Origin of the sequence: Salinivibrio sp. AR640 (genome assembly GCF_001995405.1) — a bacterium.
In the GTDB taxonomy this organism is placed as follows: domain Bacteria; phylum Pseudomonadota; class Gammaproteobacteria; order Enterobacterales; family Vibrionaceae; genus Salinivibrio; species Salinivibrio costicola.
The window spans coordinates 1-16288 of record NZ_MUFD01000014.1; the positions used below are offsets into that span (position 1 = coordinate 1).

At 51.4% G+C, this 16288-nt stretch carries 14 protein-coding genes; 4 read left to right on the plus strand and 10 right to left on the minus strand.

What is annotated here, in order from left to right; all coding sequences use genetic code 11:
* Positions 1-44 precede the first annotated feature (44 nt).
* Genes BZG75_RS08585 through BZG75_RS08595 form a run of 3 tightly spaced genes read left to right on the plus strand, consistent with a single transcriptional unit; the run spans position 45 to position 4839 of the window.
* Entirely contained in the window at positions 45-1412 is a 1368-nt protein-coding gene (locus tag BZG75_RS08585; protein ID WP_077576730.1) for an NADH-quinone oxidoreductase subunit L, read from the plus strand.
* Positions 1412-3859, plus strand: a complete 2448-nt coding sequence (locus BZG75_RS08590) for a DUF2309 domain-containing protein (RefSeq protein ID WP_077576731.1) — start codon at positions 1412-1414, stop codon at positions 3857-3859. Before BZG75_RS08585 ends, BZG75_RS08590 begins: the two co-directional genes overlap by 1 nt.
* A gap of 8 nt (positions 3860-3867) precedes the next feature.
* Entirely contained in the window at positions 3868-4839 is a 972-nt protein-coding gene (locus tag BZG75_RS08595) for an L-threonylcarbamoyladenylate synthase (protein WP_108742905.1), read from the plus strand.
* A 10-nt stretch (positions 4840-4849) separates the two neighbouring features.
* On the opposite strand, the gene BZG75_RS08600 is transcribed toward BZG75_RS08595, so the two are convergent.
* The 7 genes from BZG75_RS08600 to BZG75_RS08630 all read right to left on the minus strand — a co-directional run bounded on the left by BZG75_RS08600 (position 4850) and on the right by BZG75_RS08630 (position 11363).
* Positions 4850-5260 carry a PaaI family thioesterase gene (locus tag BZG75_RS08600; RefSeq protein ID WP_077576732.1) on the minus strand — a complete coding sequence of 137 codons (411 nt, stop codon included), beginning with the start codon at positions 5258-5260 and terminating at the stop codon, positions 4850-4852.
* Positions 5253-5768, minus strand: coding sequence for a NifB/NifX family molybdenum-iron cluster-binding protein (locus BZG75_RS08605; RefSeq protein WP_077576733.1), 516 nt, complete (start codon positions 5766-5768; stop codon positions 5253-5255). The genes BZG75_RS08600 and BZG75_RS08605 overlap by 8 nt, the downstream gene beginning before the upstream one ends.
* A 338-nt stretch (positions 5769-6106) precedes the next feature.
* Positions 6107-6388, minus strand: a complete 282-nt coding sequence (locus BZG75_RS08610; protein WP_021023566.1) for a DUF134 domain-containing protein — start codon at positions 6386-6388, stop codon at positions 6107-6109.
* A 127-nt stretch (positions 6389-6515) separates the two neighbouring features.
* Positions 6516-7964, minus strand: a complete 1449-nt coding sequence (gene gnd, locus BZG75_RS08615; RefSeq protein WP_077576734.1) for a decarboxylating NADP(+)-dependent phosphogluconate dehydrogenase — start codon at positions 7962-7964, stop codon at positions 6516-6518.
* Between the two features lie 11 nt (positions 7965-7975).
* On the minus strand, positions 7976-8701 hold the full coding sequence (gene pgl, locus BZG75_RS08620) for a 6-phosphogluconolactonase (protein WP_077460713.1): 726 nt from the start codon (positions 8699-8701) through the stop codon (positions 7976-7978).
* Positions 8698-10200: a glucose-6-phosphate dehydrogenase gene (gene zwf, locus BZG75_RS08625; protein WP_077460712.1), complete on the minus strand. Its 1503-nt coding sequence runs from the start codon at positions 10198-10200 to the stop codon at positions 8698-8700. Before zwf ends, pgl begins: the two co-directional genes overlap by 4 nt.
* Before the next feature lie 236 nt (positions 10201-10436).
* Positions 10437-11363 (minus strand): LysR family transcriptional regulator, encoded by a 927-nt coding sequence (locus BZG75_RS08630; protein WP_077576735.1) that lies wholly within the window; start codon positions 11361-11363, stop codon positions 10437-10439.
* A 217-nt stretch (positions 11364-11580) separates the two neighbouring features.
* On the opposite strand from BZG75_RS08630, the gene BZG75_RS08635 reads away from it, so the two are divergent.
* The gene (locus BZG75_RS08635; protein ID WP_077576736.1) at positions 11581-13212 is read left to right on the plus strand and encodes a glycoside hydrolase family 13 protein; all 1632 of its coding nucleotides are present in this window, start codon (positions 11581-11583) and stop codon (positions 13210-13212) included.
* A gap of 122 nt (positions 13213-13334) precedes the next feature.
* On the opposite strand, the gene BZG75_RS08640 is transcribed toward BZG75_RS08635, so the two are convergent.
* From BZG75_RS08640 to BZG75_RS08650, 3 genes are all read right to left on the minus strand, one after another.
* Positions 13335-13856 carry a GNAT family N-acetyltransferase gene (locus BZG75_RS08640; RefSeq protein ID WP_021023572.1) on the minus strand — a complete coding sequence of 174 codons (522 nt, stop codon included), beginning with the start codon at positions 13854-13856 and terminating at the stop codon, positions 13335-13337.
* Between the two features lie 184 nt (positions 13857-14040).
* Complete coding sequence (locus BZG75_RS08645; protein WP_077460709.1) at positions 14041-15348, minus strand: ATP-grasp domain-containing protein; 1308 nt, start codon at positions 15346-15348, stop codon at positions 14041-14043.
* Between the two features lie 138 nt (positions 15349-15486).
* Entirely contained in the window at positions 15487-16257 is a 771-nt protein-coding gene (locus tag BZG75_RS08650) for a putative zinc-binding metallopeptidase (protein ID WP_199878876.1), read from the minus strand.
* Positions 16258-16288: the final 31 nt, after the last annotated feature.

The window sequence follows — 16288 nt, forward strand, 5'->3', positions numbered from 1 at the left end:
AAGTTTTCACAATGGTTTGCATAACTATTGCTGTGAGGTAAGTCATGTTATCCCTATTTCTCGTCACGCCGCTCAAACTGGTGCTGCTGGCACTGGTTGCGCTTCTTGGCGGTGTTATCTGGCGATACAGTGCCACCGCGTTTGCAGGCCAAACCGACAAACACCGTTTTCTTTTATCCTTACTGCTCACCTTGTCGGCAGTCTTATTGGTTTTAGTCAGCAATCACCTGTTGCTGTTTTGGCTTGCTTGGGTGGCGGTTAGCCTCTCATTGGGTCGCTTAATTCTTTTCTATCCGCATCGGCCTCGCGCCCAACTCGCGGCACACAAAAAAATGCTGCTCGCCCGCTTTAGCGAATTGCTACTCGGTGGCGCATTTTTACTGTTATTTTTCCACTACCAAACCGCGCAGATTGACCAATTGATGTTTCAAGTCAGCCAGCAGCCTCACACGCTGACTGTAAGCATCGCCGCCTTTATGCTGGTGGGTGTGGCGCTCATTAAGTGCGCGCAACTGCCCTTGCACGGCTGGCTCATTCAAGTGGTGGAAGCACCTACGCCTGTCTCTGCCTTGTTGCACGCCGGTATTGTGAATCTTGGCGGGATCTTATTGATGCTGTTCGCGCCAGTGCTCGCGGCGAGCCCCAGTGCCAGCTTTGCACTGCTGGTTATCGCCGGTGTCAGTACCCTGGTGGCAGGGCTGGTGAGCCTGACACGCGTGAGCATTAAGGTAAAACTGGCGTGGTCGACCGTCGCACAAATGGGTCTGATGTTAGTTGAAATCGCCCTAGGCCTTTATGAGTTGGCACTGCTGCACTTACTGGCGCACTCTTTCTACAAGGCGTTCTCTTTCCTCAACAGCGGCAATGGGGTGAATCATTGGCTAGCAACCCAACTGGCCGACGCCTCAGTTCCGCGTCGCTGCCATTGGCTTGCCGCGATGGCCACCACCGCCGGTTTGATTGTCGCCGTGCACCTGAGTGTCGGTATTTTAAATAGTTTTGCAGCCGGTTGGTTGCTGTGGATGGCGATGACCATGCTGCTATTACCGGCCTTTACCCGCCCAGGCGCTGCTCGCCCGACACGCGTGCTGCTCAGTAGCGTGTTTGCGCTTGGCCTGCTCGGGCTCTACGCCGCCATTAAACATAGCTTGATTGTGTTTGTCGCGGGTGGAAATGCCACCTATTTATTTGCCGATGCCTTTGCGCTGGTGCTGTTTATCACGCTGTTTGCTCTATCACTGGCGGTCCAGTACTGGCCTCACAAAGCGTGGGTCAACCGCCTGTTTATTTGGCTGAACGCCGGGGCTTACCTTGATGAGTGGGCGACGCGCCTAACACTCAAATGGTGGCCGAGTGCTTCTTTAATCCAACTACAAACGACCCAATGGCAACCGCATAAGGAGACGCGTTAATGATTGCGAAAACGCCCAACGTATCTGCACACCCTGAGTCCCTCGATGTGAGCGATTTTCGCGATGCCACCCAGCAAGCAGTCGTAGCGATTGCGCCAAGCTGGCCGTTGGATCAAATGATTGCGGTGAACCCATGGTGGCCGCAACGCTTTACCCCCATTGAGCAAGTCTTTGCTGAGCAAGCGGTGTTAAGTGGCCACTGTCCGCTAATGCCGTCGGCGTACTATCTGTCGCATTGGCAATCGCCCATTAGTGAGGCACACCTTGCCGAGGCCATTTCAACCTCTGGCAGCGCATTAACAGTGAGTGATTGTCTGCGTGCACTGCGCATTCATAGCAGTAACCTCCCGCGTTGGAAGCCATTGGCTGAGTTGTGTGACCGCACTCGGGAAACACAAGAAGGCTTATCGTGGCAGCAAGAAATCCAGCAGCAAGTGAGCCAGTTTCTCGCGCTTTATCACCAATACCCACAGCGCTTTGATGCCCAAGGCCAAGGCGGTGAACACCTTTATCAATGCTGGTTGAGTGTGGTGAGCCAAGATAAAGGCATTAAAACCCTCACTGGCGTGGATTTGCTCGCCGATTTCGCCGCACTGCCTATCCAAATGGATGCCCTGATCGCTGAAGCGGCCGCCTTTTGGCAACCGATCCTTCATGACCCAAACGGTAACTTGGCCTATTGCCACGCGCTGATGCATGGTTTATCAGGTTGGGCAAGCTGGCAGGCTTGGTTAGATTGGCAGCAACAGCTCAGTGACAGTGAACAACAAGATCATGGCATGGGCCTATTAGCGATTTTACTCGCTTGGGATACAGTGCTGGCACGCTGGCTTGCTAAACACCGTGAAGCGGCGTGGGCAAGCATTCGTCAGTCCATGCACCACCAAGCGGTGAATGTGCGCCATTGGTATCACCAAGCACAACAACAGCTCGCGCCACTGTGGATTTGGCAGCAAGCGCTGGAAATCAGTCAGCAGCGCCCTTGGGCACACGCCTTGTCCGCGCAGGCCAGTGTCGACACTCTCGCCACCTCGCCTACGCTGCAAGCTGTGTTTTGTATCGATGTGCGCTCTGAACCGATGCGTCGCGCGTTAGAAGCACAATCTGATCGGATTCAAACCCTTGGCTTTGCTGGCTTTTTTGGCTTGCCGATCGCCTATCAACCCACTGATAGCCAGATTCAACGCCCGCAACTGCCCGGCTTATTGGCACCGGCGATCACCGCCTCACAAACCCATGCCACCCCCGAACGCTGGTTGCGGATGACCAAGCTCGGCTGGCAACGTAGCCTTGATGCGCCCGCCGCCAATTTAGGCATGGTCGAAGCCGGTGGCATGCTGAAACTGGTGAGTTTGTTAAAGCGCGCATTGCGCATTTCTGGCACCGAAAACCCGCTAAATCGACTCAGTCATACTGACAGTGATTGGGCGCTCACCCTTGACAACATGCCGTTAAGCGCAGCAGAAAAGGCAGAGCTAGGCGCTGGTATCTTGCGCGCCATGGGCATTGCTGACCATTTAGCCGATGCCGTCTTGTTGGTGGGTCATGGCAGTGAAACCTGTAACAACCCTCATGCAGCAGGGCTTGACTGTGGTGCTTGCGGTGGACAAACCGGTGAGGTGAATGTCCGCGTACTCGCACAGCTTCTTAACGATGCCGACGTGCGTGATGCCATGGCACAGCAAGGCGTAACGATTCCCGCCAGCACCCGTTTTTATGCCGCCATGCACAACACCACCACCGACGCACTGGATGTCTTTCACGCTCCAGAGCATGCCCAATGGCAAACGTGGCTTGCCGCTGCGAGCGAGCAAGCACGTGCAACCCGCGCCAACCAGTTTGATCAAACGCCTACCCAGCCATCCAAGCTCAAACGCTTCTTTGCTACACGGGCCAAAGATTGGGCACAAATGCGCCCTGAATGGGGACTGTGTGACAACGCCGCGTTAATCGTGGGCCCGCGCACCCTGTCTCGACAGATTAATTTGCAAGGTCGCAGCTTTTTACACGACTACGACTGGCATAGAGACAGTGACTTTAGCCAGCTTACGGCAATCCTCACCGCGCCCATGGTGGTGACCAATTGGATCAACTTGCAGTACTTTGCTTCTGTTACCGCACCGGAAAAATTCGGCAGCGGAAACAAATTGCTGCACAACATCGTGGGTGGCCATATTGGGGTGTTTGAAGGGAATGGTGGTGACTTGCGAATTGGCTTATCGCATCAATCCGTGCACGATGGCCGTCGATATCGCCACCAGCCAGTGCGATTAAGCGTATTTATCGCTGCCCCTCGGGAGGCAATTGATAGTATACTTGCACGCCATAACGATATAGCCGCGCTGGCGAATCACGGCTGGCTGTACTTGATGCAAATTGATGCGCAAGGTGCAGTATGGCAACGCGATCGCTCGGGTCAGTGGTATCACCTGAACGTAGCAACATAAAACGGAGCATGTCGTTGAAAACGCAACTTCTCTCAGCGCAGTGTTCAACGGACCTAACACAAGCCGCCGAGCTGCTGAAAGCCGGCGAACAAGTCGCGGTGCCCACAGAAACCGTGTACGGTCTGGCAGCGGATGCCAGCAATCCAGACGCCGTCGCGGGCATTTTTACCGCCAAAGGGCGACCCGCCAATCATCCTTTGATTGTGCATCTCGGTGACGTCGCATCGATCACCGAGTGGGCAACGCAGATCCCTGATGAAGCATATAAGCTGGCGAATGCCTTCTGGCCAGGGCCGATGACGCTGCTGCTGCCACGAGCCGAGCATGTTTCACCGGTAGTCACGGGTGGATTGGATACCATTGGGCTTCGCGTGCCCGCGCAACCTGTGTTATTGGACCTGCTCGCCACCCATCAACTTGCCGTTGCCGCCCCGTCAGCGAACCCGTATAAAAAGCTCAGCCCCACCACGGCAGAGCAAGTGGTGCATGGTTTAGGCGGAAAAATTGCGGCAGTCATTGATGGCGGCCCTTGCCAACATGGGCTGGAGTCGACCATTGTCGATCTTACCAAGCGCCCCTTCCGCGTACTTCGTGCCGGTCCAATCACCGCCAGCGAGCTGAGCGCCGTATTGGGTGAAACCGTGGAAGCGCCCGAGCAGCACGATAGCGTGGTGCCTGGCAATGTCGGTAGCCATTACCAACCTAACACCCGGTTGCAAATGGTGGCCGCAGATCTGTCCGATCTCCCAGCGCCTAATTCTGAAAAGCGCGCGGCCTTACTTCACTTTGGCGACGCCCCAACACGGGATGATCTGGTCTGTATTGCCATGCCGGATGACGCCGCACGCTATGGGCAAGCGTTATATCACCAACTCGCCCAAGCCGACCAACTGGGCGTCGATGAAATCTGGCTCGCCCAGCCCCCTCATGGCGAAGCGTGGCTTGCGGTCCATGATCGCCTGCGCCGCGCGGTCAGCTAGTTTTTGACGCTCACAACGCGCGTGTTTGCATAAAGCTTGCCGTTGCAGTGGCACACACAGTGTCTGCAACGGTAAGTGTTGCCTCCAACTGACTCATTCCGTGTTTCGCTTTCACACACCAAGCACGTACCTCAGCCTCAACGGCAACGGGCACTGGATGGTGATAGCGAATATTAAGTGACGCTGTCACACTTTGCGGGGCAAACAAGAAGGTACAATGGGTCAACGCCGCATCCAAAAGCGTGGCAATGACCCCACCGTGCAGCTGGTTTTGATACCCCTGCCAAGCGCTTTCTAACCACACTGTTGCGGTGACGGCATTGTTATCGTCTTGATAAAATTTAAAATTAAATAGCCCGTTGTCACTGCAAGCCACACACTGATGATGGGAATCCGGCGGGATAACAGGTTGCTTATTCATGGCAACCGCAACCCTTTCCACTATCGCGACCGTCTTTACCTTGCCTCTTACCACACCCTCGATGTTGACCACCTAGACCGCTACCTTGCGCGCCACACCCTCTTCCACGTCCTGAATGACACGCTGCTTTCCGTTGTTGTGGTTGTTGCTGTTGCTTCATTCGCTGCAACGCCGGCCGCCCTTGACTGGCCTCCGTCAGTGGTTTCCAGTACGCAGGCGACAACCACTGGGTAGGATTTAAACGGCCGTTGGTCAACTGATAAACATCGACATCCGCGGCCAACAATCCCGCTAAGGCATGTTCGCCAATATGACGGGTCACCACACGTGTCACCTGGTTGGCTTTTAACATCGCTATCAAGGCGTTTTTGGCACCACAACCTTCGGCAGCGCGCGGATTAGCAAAGCAGGCTATCGCTTGGCCATCGTCGTCAAACAGCGCGAAATGTTCTGCTTTCATAAAATGTCCCGCAGGACGGTCTTGGTTCATCGCAATAGCAATTGTCATCTTCCGTTCTCTCTTTATATAAATGGCATATGCTAAAAATACGCCTGATTTATGGCATATGCAAACTATTCTGTGAGAGAAAAATGAAGAAAGTCACGTCAAGACGTGGAGAGTGTTCGAATCAAGCTGCAACGTCGTGCGACAAAATACTTTTTCGAACACGCGCTCATCCTTGCTAAGTCGCATGATGAATGACAATAACTAAATGGAAGCATTAGTTTAAAAATACCTATTTTCACGGCAATCATTGACGTGAAAATACAGTTTAGTAAACCATAAAAGCACCTTGGTTAGTCACATACAGCACAGACCTTTTTTTGTAAATGATTAACCCAACACTACTCTTCTGACTCAAACACCAGTGCTTTGCCTTCTACGAGGCAGGCGGTGGTTTTGGCGCGGGCGCGTTTAACCAGGTTGGCTAACGTTTGACGAGATACGCCCATGACTTCCGCGGCTTGCAGTTGCTGCATCCCCTGATGATCAACAAGGCGCATGGCTTCGAATTCATCCAAACCTATGGTCACCGTCTCTAGCTCACTGAGTGGAATGGCGTTGGGTTTAAAACAATTGGTATGCGGTTTTCCGCAGATACGGCGGGGCATTTTAGGGCGCGGCATAGGTTCTCCTTTTTCGCCTATGCTAAGTGAGTTTTTTGCTTATGCCAACAAAAAGGGATACCAATGCATCCCTTTTCTATTTATTGCTACGAGCAGTGACTTAGCCTGTCACGTTACACGCCGTACGTTACACGTCGTACGTCGTCGAGGCGGTGTTACCGCCAGTGCCTGTCCAGTTGGTGTGGAAGAACTCACCACGTGGCTGATCAAGACGCTCATAGGTATGCGCACCGAAGTAGTCACGCTGCGCTTGCAGCAGGTTGGCTGGCAAACGTGCTGTGGTGTAGCCATCCAAGAAGGTTAGCGCCGATGTGGTACATGGCATTGGGATACCGGTTTCCATCGATTTCGCCGCCACTTTACGCCATGCGGCTAAGCAGTTATCTAAGATCCCTTTAAAGTACGCATCTGAGCCCAAGAAGGCCAAGTCAGGATCCTTGTCATACGCATCGCGGATGTTACCCAAGAACGCAGAGCGGATAATACAACCACCGCGCCACATCAGCGCGACGTTACCGTAGTTCAGATCCCAGCCATTCTCATTAGACGCCTCACGCATCAGCATAAAGCCTTGCGCGTAAGAGATAATTTTTGACGCCAGCAGTGCTTGACGCAGCGCATCAACCCACTCGGCTTTGTCACCATCAACCGGCTGGATATGTTTTTCAAATAGCTTCTCTGCCGCGACACGCTGATCTTTCAATGCTGACAAGCAACGCGAAAATACCGATTCAGAGATCAGGGTCAGCGGAATGCCAAGATCCAGCGCGTTAATCCCAGTCCATTTACCGGTGCCTTTTTGACCCGCGGTGTCGAGGATTTTCTCAACCAAAGGCTCACCGTCTTCGTCTTTATAACCCAAGATGTCCGAGGTGATCTCGACAAGGTAGCTATCCAACTCGGTTTTGTTCCAGTCGGTAAAGACTTGCTGCATCTCATCATGGCTCATGCCAAGGCCGTCTTTCATGAACTGATACGCCTCGGTGATCAGCTGCATATCGCCATACTCGATACCGTTGTGCACCATTTTCACAAAGTGGCCCGCGCCATCACGGCCGACCCAGTCACAACATGGCTCGCCGGTATCGGTTTTCGCTGCAATACCTTGGAAAATAGGCTTCACCGCTGGCCACGCCTCTTCTGAGCCGCCTGGCATAATAGACGGCCCGAAACGTGCGCCCTCTTCACCGCCAGACACACCGGCACCAATGAAGTGAATACCTTTTTCACGCAGCGCTGCCACACGACGGTTGGTATCTGGATAGTTGGTGTTACCGCCATCAATAATGATGTCGCCTTTCTCAAGCAGTGGCGTCAGTTTGTCGATAAAGGTATCGACCACATCACCGGCACGAACCATCAGCATCACTTTACGTGGCGTTTCTAGCTTCTCAACCAGTTCTTCCAGCGAATAAGCGCCAACGATGTTAGTGCCCTTGGCTGGGCCTTCAAGAAACTCATCGACTTTGGCCGCGGTACGGTTATGTGCCACGACTTTAAAGCCGTTGTCGTTCATGTTGAGGATAAGGTTTTGGCCCATGACTGCCAAACCAATTACGCCAATATCACCTTTCATCGTGCTCTCCATTAATTCTGTCCTGGTAATTTTTTTGCTGCCGCGGCATCGAGTACCCATTCCGTCGTGCCTTTGGCACTGCGGATATTGGCGGCAGGATATGGCAGTTGAGTGGGCTCGTGCGTGGCGATCTCATTCACGATCGCTTGCTTGCCCTCACCCAACACCAGATAACTGATTTTCTTCGCCGCGCGCAGCACACGGGCGGTTTTTGATACACGCTTTTGACCCGATTCAGGATGCGAGGCCACCAGCGCCAGTGCGGTATTGTCATACTGAGGATCGTGCGGGAATAGCGAGGCGGTATGGCCATCGCCACCGACACCCAGCAAGACCCAATCAAACACAGGCGTGCCGTTTTCGCTTGGGATCAGCGCTTGCATTTCCGCACTAAAGCGCGCGGCTTCCACGTCCGGATCGTCTTCACCACGAATGCGATGAATGTTCTCTTCTGGAATGCGAATCTGGCTAAACAGTAGTTTGTCGGCTTCGCCAAAGTTGCTCTCGGCATCATCCGGTGCCACACAGCGCTCATCGCCCCACCAAAAATGCAAGTTTTGCCACTGAATCGCCGTGGCGTAGTCATCACTGGCTAAACGCTTAAACAGCATTTTGGGCGTGCTGCCACCCGATAGCGAGATGTGTACGGCACGATCTTGCTCGCTGAACGCTTGCATCGCGTCAGCTAAGTGATTGACCACCGCGTCGGCGTCATCAAAAATACGGGCATTGATCATAGTTCGCAGTATTCCGTGTCTGTGAGGTTTTTGCAGGGGAAACGCCACGCATGGTCGTCTCGCGCCAGCAAGTGGTCGGCTTCTTTCGGCCCCCAAGTGCCACAGGCATAACCATATAGCGCTTTGCCATTATCCTTGTATTGGAGAATTGGCTCAACAAACTGCCAGCAGGCTTCCACCGCGTCACTGCGGGCAAACAAGGTCGCATCGCCTTTTAAGGCATCAAGCAATAAACGCTCGTAAGCCGTCAGCATCTGGGTTTCTTCCAGCGACGTATAATGAAAATCCATGTTTACCGCTTTGGCGTTAAAGCCAGCACCCGGCTCTTTCAGGCCGAAACTCATTTGAATGCCTTCGTCGGGCTGAATACGGATCACCAAGCGGTTTTCGGGCGCATTTTTGCCGAATACGGGATGCGGGGTCTGTTTAAAGTGGATCACCACTTCGGTCACGCGCGTCGGTAAGCGTTTACCGGTGCGCACGTAAAATGGCACCCCATTCCAACGCCAGTTGTTGATAAACATCTTAAGACCAACGTAGGTTTCTGTGCGCGAGTCTTCCGCCACACCTGGCTCATCACGATAGCTGGGTAATGCTTTGCCGCCAACTTGCGATTCAGTGTACTGGCCCAGCACCAAGTTATTGTGCAAGTCGTCTTCAGAGAGCGGCTCAAGCGATTGCAGCGCTTTAAACACCTCATCACGCATTGCATCAGCATTGATCTGTGCAGGCGGCTCCATCGCCACGAGCGACAACACTTGCAATAGGTGGTTTTGGAACATATCCCGAACCGCGCCCGACTGGTCGTAATAACCACCGCGACCTTCTACGCCAAGATGCTCCGCACCGGTAATTTCAACATAGTCAATGAAGTTGCGATTCCAAAGCGGCTCGAACATCGCATTGGAGAAACGGAAAACCAACAGATTCTGTACCGTTTCTTTGCCTAAGTAATGGTCAATACGGTAAATCTGATGCTCTGCAAAGTAGGCGTGAATGTCTTTGTCTAACTGACGAGCGGAGGCTAAGTCGTAACCAAACGGCTTTTCGACCACCAAGCGTTTCCAACCGTTACTTTCATCATTCAGGCCATGTGCGGCTAGACAGGCAGGAATAAAGTTGTACAGCTTCGGCGGCGTAGCAAGATAAAACAGCGTATTACGCTGGGTGAAACCATATTGTTCGGACAATTCGTCTAAACGCCCTGTTAGCGCGCCATATTCGTGGGTGTCAGAGATATTGAACGATTGATAATGCACGTGCGCCATAAAGGCGTCGAGCGTGGCAGGATCGGTTTCTTCAAGCTCTTGCATCGAGCGACGGAGCTTGTCACGGAACGACTCGTCACTATAGAAGGTGCGGCTTGCGCCAAGAATTGCGAAAGACGCAGGCAGCTGTTTGTTCGCATACAAATGATACAGGGCTGGGATCAGCTTGCGGAAGGTGAGATCGCCAGATGCACCAAAAATAACAATACTGCTGTTTTCTGGAATTACCATCATCTTTCCTTTGATAATAAAGGTACTGCATGTGATTTGCGCCACAAATTAGCAGCGCAGTGGCCAAATTGGTAATTGGCCCTACCTATTGATGCCATTGATGTCGCCACTGAAATATGGAGCCGGCTAACTCATCCCTACATTTGCAGCCAGCACGACCAATTCAATGTGCGACAAAAGCACTCTAGTCTAGCACTTTATTCGTCAATAAGCTGCCCCACACTGGTAAGAGGTGCTCAATCGACATCGCTCGCCATCCAGTCAGTCCCGCTTTCCAGCAGACACGTAACGAACTGCGAGACTTTATCGCTTGTCGCCCCGTACGCGGTATAAACACCCACGTTGCCCCGTTTTTCTGCATTAACCCAAAGCATGTTAATTCCCTTAGCGCCGAGAAATGACGCGGCTTTATCGGTGTAAGGCATGAGAGCATGCGTACGTTGCAACAACGAGATGCTGGCTGAGAGTGAGTCGAGATCAAAGGCATGCGGGTGAAGGTTTAGCAACGGTGGTAAAGGACGAGAAAGTAAATGGGCATGGCGAGGATGATCGGGTGTCACTCGCAATAATGGCCAGTCAAAAAGATGCGCTGACAACACCGGCTGATGGTGGCGCTTCAATTGGTCAAACAAGGGATGATCCTGATGTGCAAACCAAGCTTCTGTATCTTGGAACAAAGGGGTAAAACGCACCTGACTGGTGGCAATTAGTTCACTGATTTCATGGCCAATAAAAACATCAATATCGCCATTTAAAAGCGATGACATTAATGCCAACCGATTACCAAACTCAATATGCACCGAACACTGATGCTCGGCTTGATACGCCACCACCGCCGATTCGACAAACAAAGGCCACCAGGCTTCTCCCGTCCCTAGCTTAACCTGTCCGGCTTCTCTGGCTTGTAGCACATGCAACTGTGCTTGTAATCGTTGGCGCGCAGCGTGTTGGGCCGTTGCGTGCTGATAATAAAGCTCGCCAGCAGCCGTCATACTGACGCCACGCGGATGCCTTATTAATAATTGGCTTGATAGACGCTGTTCTAACTTTTGGATTTGCGCGGTCAATGTAGGCTGACTGATCCCTAGCTTTAACGCTGCGGCTTTGATGCTGCCACTCTCAGCCACAGCCAAAAAATAACTTGCCGCTTTTTCTACGTCCATTGCATCACCGTTCACATTTTTGCTTTAACCGTTATAGTTTAAAACACTTACTCGCATCAATCATAGCCGTTAAATAGGTTTATTTTCACTCTTTGGTATAGCCATATAGCTATAACAAAGAGAGAGTTATCTATTTTTAATCCCCGTCTTGGGCAGGTACATTCATATCCATTATCGAACGCGTGTTCAAACTGATAAAAACAAAGAGGTAATGGGTATGCAGTACGCTTGGTGGCATGATGCCGTTGTTTATCAAATCTACCCACGTAGTTTTTACGACACCAATGATGATGGCATTGGCGATCTGAACGGAATTATCGAGAAACTCGATTACTTACATTGGCTCGGCGTCAATGTGTTATGGCTATCACCGGTGTACCAATCGCCGATGGATGACAATGGCTACGACATTTCCGATTACTGCGCGATCGCGCCTGAATTTGGCACCATGGAAGACATGACGCGCTTGATTGATAAAGCCGGCTCGCTCGGCATCAAAATCGTGATGGATTTGGTAGTCAATCACACCTCCGACGAACACCCTTGGTTCCAAGCTGCGCTTCAAGACAAAAACAGTCCCTATCGCGACTTTTACATTTGGCGTGATGCCAAACCCGATGGCAGTGCGCCGGATGATCAAGGCTCAATCTTTGGTGGTAGCGCATGGCAATGGGAGCCAAACACCGAGCAGTACTACTTTCACTTGTTCTCCAAACGTCAGCCCGATCTGAACTGGGAAAACCCCGCCGTCCATGACGCCGTGTATAAGATGATGAACTGGTGGATTGACAAAGGCATTGGGGGATTCCGCCTTGATGTAATAGATTTAATTGGTAAAGAGATCGACAAAGGCATCACTGGCAACGGCCCGCGCCTTCACCCTCTGCTGCAGGCGATGAACCAAGCAACATTTGGCGGCAAAGGCTTGCTCACCGTCGGCGAAACATGGGGCGCAACGCCGGAGATCGCCAAACTTTATAGCGCACCGGAACGCAATGAACTCTCCATGGTGTTCCAATTTGAACACATTACCGCGACCTGGAAAGACGGCGATAAATGGCAGCCCGTGCCGCTGGATGTCGCCGCCCTTAAACAGGTACTGTTCAAATGGCAACAAGAGCTGGCCGATAGCGGTTGGAACTCACTGTTTTGGAACAACCACGACTTGCCCCGCGCCGTATCTAAATTTGGTCACGACGGAGAGTACCGGACACGCTCAGCAAAAATGCTCGCCACAACCTTGCACTTAATGAAAGGCACGCCCTATATCTACCAAGGGGAAGAGATTGCGATGACCAATGTCGCCTTCCCGTCTATCGACGATTATCAAGACATCGAAACCCGCAATTTTTACGACTTGCGTGTTGCAGAAGGCGTTGATCCAGACACCATGATGGAGGCGGTCTACCAAAACAGTCGCGATAACGCCCGTACTCCAATGCAATGGGAGAACGCACCGCAAGCAGGCTTTACCCAAGGAACACCATGGTTACCGGTTAATCCTAACTACACCACCATCAATGTGGCACGGGCAACTGAAAATAGCGGCTCGGTGCTCTATCACTACCGTGAGCTGATTAAGCTGCGCAAGCAATACCCAGTGATTGCACATGGCCAGTTTGCGCCTGTGGAAGAAGCCCACCCTGATGTGATCGCCTACGAGCGCTTCGACGATACCCACCGTATTCTCGTGGTCAGCAACTTTAGTGAGCAAAAACAAACCATCACCCTCCCCGAACACTGGCGCTATAAGGCCTTAACCTGCCTTAGCTACAACATGGATCCGGTCAAACAGTTAAGCACCACCTACAAACTGGCCCCTTATGAGTCGTTTGCAGTGATGCAATAGCAAGGGCGTTTCGTCTGCCGATACCATCAATATAATCGGGTCGCGCCTGCAGATAGCTGCAGGCGCGAAGCCAAAGCCGACTCACCCCTCTTACACGCCATAAACGACGTCTACAGAAGGCATTAATACATATACCCAAGCCAATCCATATGCCCTGCTGGCCATGATTTGTCTGTCATCGGTTTTACATATAATTCATCGACATACTCGACCGCAACACCATAGTTAGTGTGTTCATGAATGCGTAGCCAAGAGGCATGTGACTCGACAAGCTGAAAGCCATTAGCCACATAAAAATCGTGCAGCTCAGAGATGAGAATAATGAAATCAACATCTTTGTCTTTGGCATAGTCAGTCAGTTGCGCCAGCATACCCGAGCCAATCCCTTTTCTTTGCCAAGCGCTGTCGATGCAAAAATCACTCACGCCTAACACTTTATACACCTCACCACCGACATTCACTGCCCTATAGTCCAAGCCCATACAACCAATCAGTTGATTACCTTGGTACTGCAAAGCTCGCATGTGGAGAAGCTGCTTATAGTAAGAACGGGAAACTTGGTGGTCAGGAAATGCCTTGTTTCTAAGCGCTTGAATAGCCTCATGCTGTGCGTTCGACACTTCGATTTCTGGGCAGACTTTCATATTTAAACTATTGATAATAAATCCATTTATTCAATTATTAACGAAGTCGACCATATTAATATGGTTCCAATCATCTTGGCTCATAGGTGACGGGGAAATGTGTTTTAGCTCACACAAAAAAGCCTGGGTTAGAGACGCCTCTAACCCAGGCTGCGGAGGATAAGCAAGGTTATATCAAGACGTACTAGACGTAAAAATCCAAGTCTTCTTGGGCTTTTAATAAATCCCGCATTTTAATCGGATCATCCCCGAAGAAGAACACCAGCCCCCAGTGGGTACCAAACGCATCTCGCTCTGGAACCGTCTCTTCAGCAGGCGCCTGAAGCTCATGGAAATCAAAATAGGGATGTTCTATACACTCTTTTGGCATCTCTAACTGACTGACGACACGCCGTTTGGGATATACGCCAAAGCAGCCAGCATAGCCTTTTGCATCAACAACTTCACGCGGGAAGAAAGCGTCAACTTCTTCTTTTGTGCTCTTAGGATCAAACACCAAAAATGAAGCCTGATAAGCATTAAAGCCATAAGCTCGCTCAATCAACTCAAACGCTTTAAATCCCGGTGGGCGGTAGGCGACCTCACCAAAGTACATAGTGCCGTCACTGGTCACAAAGTATTCTGGGTGGATCTGACCGAACTGGATATCAAAGGTTTTAATCAATAACTCAATTTGCTTAGTAATCGCGTCTCGCCAACTCTCGAGCTCTTTTGTCGCAGGCACAAACACCGAGTAGCCGAGTGTGACGTATTCAGAAATATTTAAGAACATGATCTTGCCATCGTGAATCCAGGCTTCAACGGCAAACTCCCATCCATCGAGATGACTTTCCATAAGCAGCGGGTATTCTTCAGCCGGGATAGCATCGATTTCGTCAACGGTTCGCAGCATGCGATGTCCTAAACAACCCGCTTTATCAAACGCTTTGACATGAATTGGATCGTCTGGATCGCCGTCAAGTTTGAGTAATGTTTGATTAACTCGCTTCATAAATCGCACGATATCTTCTTTTTCATGCGCCTCTTCAAAAATGCCGACACGAATACCGCCAAGCTGAGCTCGACGTTTCATTAGCGCTTTATCACGGAATAAAATCGATTGCCCGTACATCCGAGGATTATCAAGCAGTACAGAGTTGATCGCGCCGGACCATTCAACCGTTTCTTCAAACAGTGGCACAGCGACATCGACGCCCTCAGCCTTGAGTTTTCTAGCAAGCTCGATAGAAGTGTCATCAAGTCGAAGGAAATCCCATGACATAAACGGGATATTGTTCGCAGTACAAAAATCTCGCGCCCACTCAGGTGCAACCACGATATAGCGACGATCAAATTTCTGGGCCGCTTTAATTGCGTTGACACTCCACCCTAATAGCGCAATGTAACCTTTGTTTGGATCTTTGGGGGTTTCAGTTCCTTGGACAGAGTCCATAGAGGGATCTCGCCAGGACAAAACTTCTGGTGACATGTCTGATTTAGGCGTAATCGCCATATTTATAACTCCTTTTATTTGATACTGAGGCATCGGAAACGGACCAACGTTGATGCGATGCATCCTATTCCCATCCATCGTCTTTTAAAGACACCATTCCAAGTAGATGTTCGTTAAGGCCTTTGACCTATATAAAACTCATCGCCCCTGCGCGCCACGACGAAGCCAGTCATGTACAAACGCAAGCTTTCGATGGGCAGTCTCAGACAATACATAGGGATAAACGTCAGACAAGCCCATGGATCGATTAATATGATTTACTCGCATCACAATGGCAGAGGCCACATGAACCAGCAGCTCCGTGTCAGGCTCGGCATAGGGATCCCAGCCGTGGCTAGGCATCTCCGGCGACACAAGCCCCGAGGCCACAAAGCTATCAGTGATATCAGTAAGATGTAATAGGCTTGCTGCCGTTTCCGCCCAATCTTCATGGGGGTGAGCCGATGCATAAGAAGTGATGTACGCCTGCTCCCACCCTACCGGTGGCCCTTGATGATAATGATTTTCCAGCGACGTGGTGTAATCGATACGTTCGTCCCCGAACATCTCACGAAATGCATTAAGAAAATCTTCTCGAAGGCTTAAGCGCCACCAAAGCATATGCGCAATTTCATGGCGCATATGGCCTATCAGCGTTCGATACGGTTCATCCAAGGCTTCCCTGCGGGAGATACGCACCACAGGATCGGCCTCAGAAACGCTCATTGTTACCACGCCATCCCCATGCCCCATTGCCGCCAACGTATTACCATCAGCGAGCATATGAAAGGTAGGCCGTGTACCAGGATCTTCTGGTCGGAACCAATGCCACCGCCCTAAGTTATCGATGACCCAGCGTTTAGCCGCTTCCGTTTCTGCCCAGTAATCAATGGCGTTAGGTATGTCAGGATCTGGTGCGAGTGCTGTCATTGCGCAAGCTCGGCAAAAAGCACCTTCTTCA

Excerpts from the sequence above, each read along its gene's own strand:
- BZG75_RS08610 (WP_021023566.1), bottom strand. The coding sequence starts at position 6,388 with ATGCCGCGCCCTAAAATGCCCCGCCGTATCTGCGGAAAACCGCATACC.
- gnd (WP_077576734.1), bottom strand. The coding sequence starts at position 7,964 with ATGAAAGGTGATATTGGCGTAATTGGTTTGGCAGTCATGGGCCAAAAC.
- pgl (WP_077460713.1), bottom strand. The coding sequence starts at position 8,701 with ATGATCAATGCCCGTATTTTTGATGACGCCGACGCGGTGGTCAATCAC.
- BZG75_RS08630 (WP_077576735.1), bottom strand. The coding sequence starts at position 11,363 with ATGGACGTAGAAAAAGCGGCAAGTTATTTTTTGGCTGTGGCTGAGAGT.
- BZG75_RS08595 (WP_108742905.1), top strand. The coding sequence starts at position 3,868 with ATGTCGTTGAAAACGCAACTTCTCTCAGCGCAGTGTTCAACGGACCTA.
- BZG75_RS08590 (WP_077576731.1), top strand. The coding sequence starts at position 1,412 with ATGATTGCGAAAACGCCCAACGTATCTGCACACCCTGAGTCCCTCGAT.
- BZG75_RS08585 (WP_077576730.1), top strand. The coding sequence starts at position 45 with ATGTTATCCCTATTTCTCGTCACGCCGCTCAAACTGGTGCTGCTGGCA.
- BZG75_RS08600 (WP_077576732.1), bottom strand. The coding sequence starts at position 5,260 with ATGAATAAGCAACCTGTTATCCCGCCGGATTCCCATCATCAGTGTGTG.
- BZG75_RS08645 (WP_077460709.1), bottom strand. The coding sequence starts at position 15,348 with ATGGCGATTACGCCTAAATCAGACATGTCACCAGAAGTTTTGTCCTGG.
- BZG75_RS08640 (WP_021023572.1), bottom strand. The coding sequence starts at position 13,856 with ATGAAAGTCTGCCCAGAAATCGAAGTGTCGAACGCACAGCATGAGGCT.
- zwf (WP_077460712.1), bottom strand. The coding sequence starts at position 10,200 with ATGGTAATTCCAGAAAACAGCAGTATTGTTATTTTTGGTGCATCTGGC.
- BZG75_RS08635 (WP_077576736.1), top strand. The coding sequence starts at position 11,581 with ATGCAGTACGCTTGGTGGCATGATGCCGTTGTTTATCAAATCTACCCA.
- BZG75_RS08650 (WP_199878876.1), bottom strand. The coding sequence starts at position 16,257 with ATGACAGCACTCGCACCAGATCCTGACATACCTAACGCCATTGATTAC.
- BZG75_RS08605 (WP_077576733.1), bottom strand. The coding sequence starts at position 5,768 with ATGACAATTGCTATTGCGATGAACCAAGACCGTCCTGCGGGACATTTT.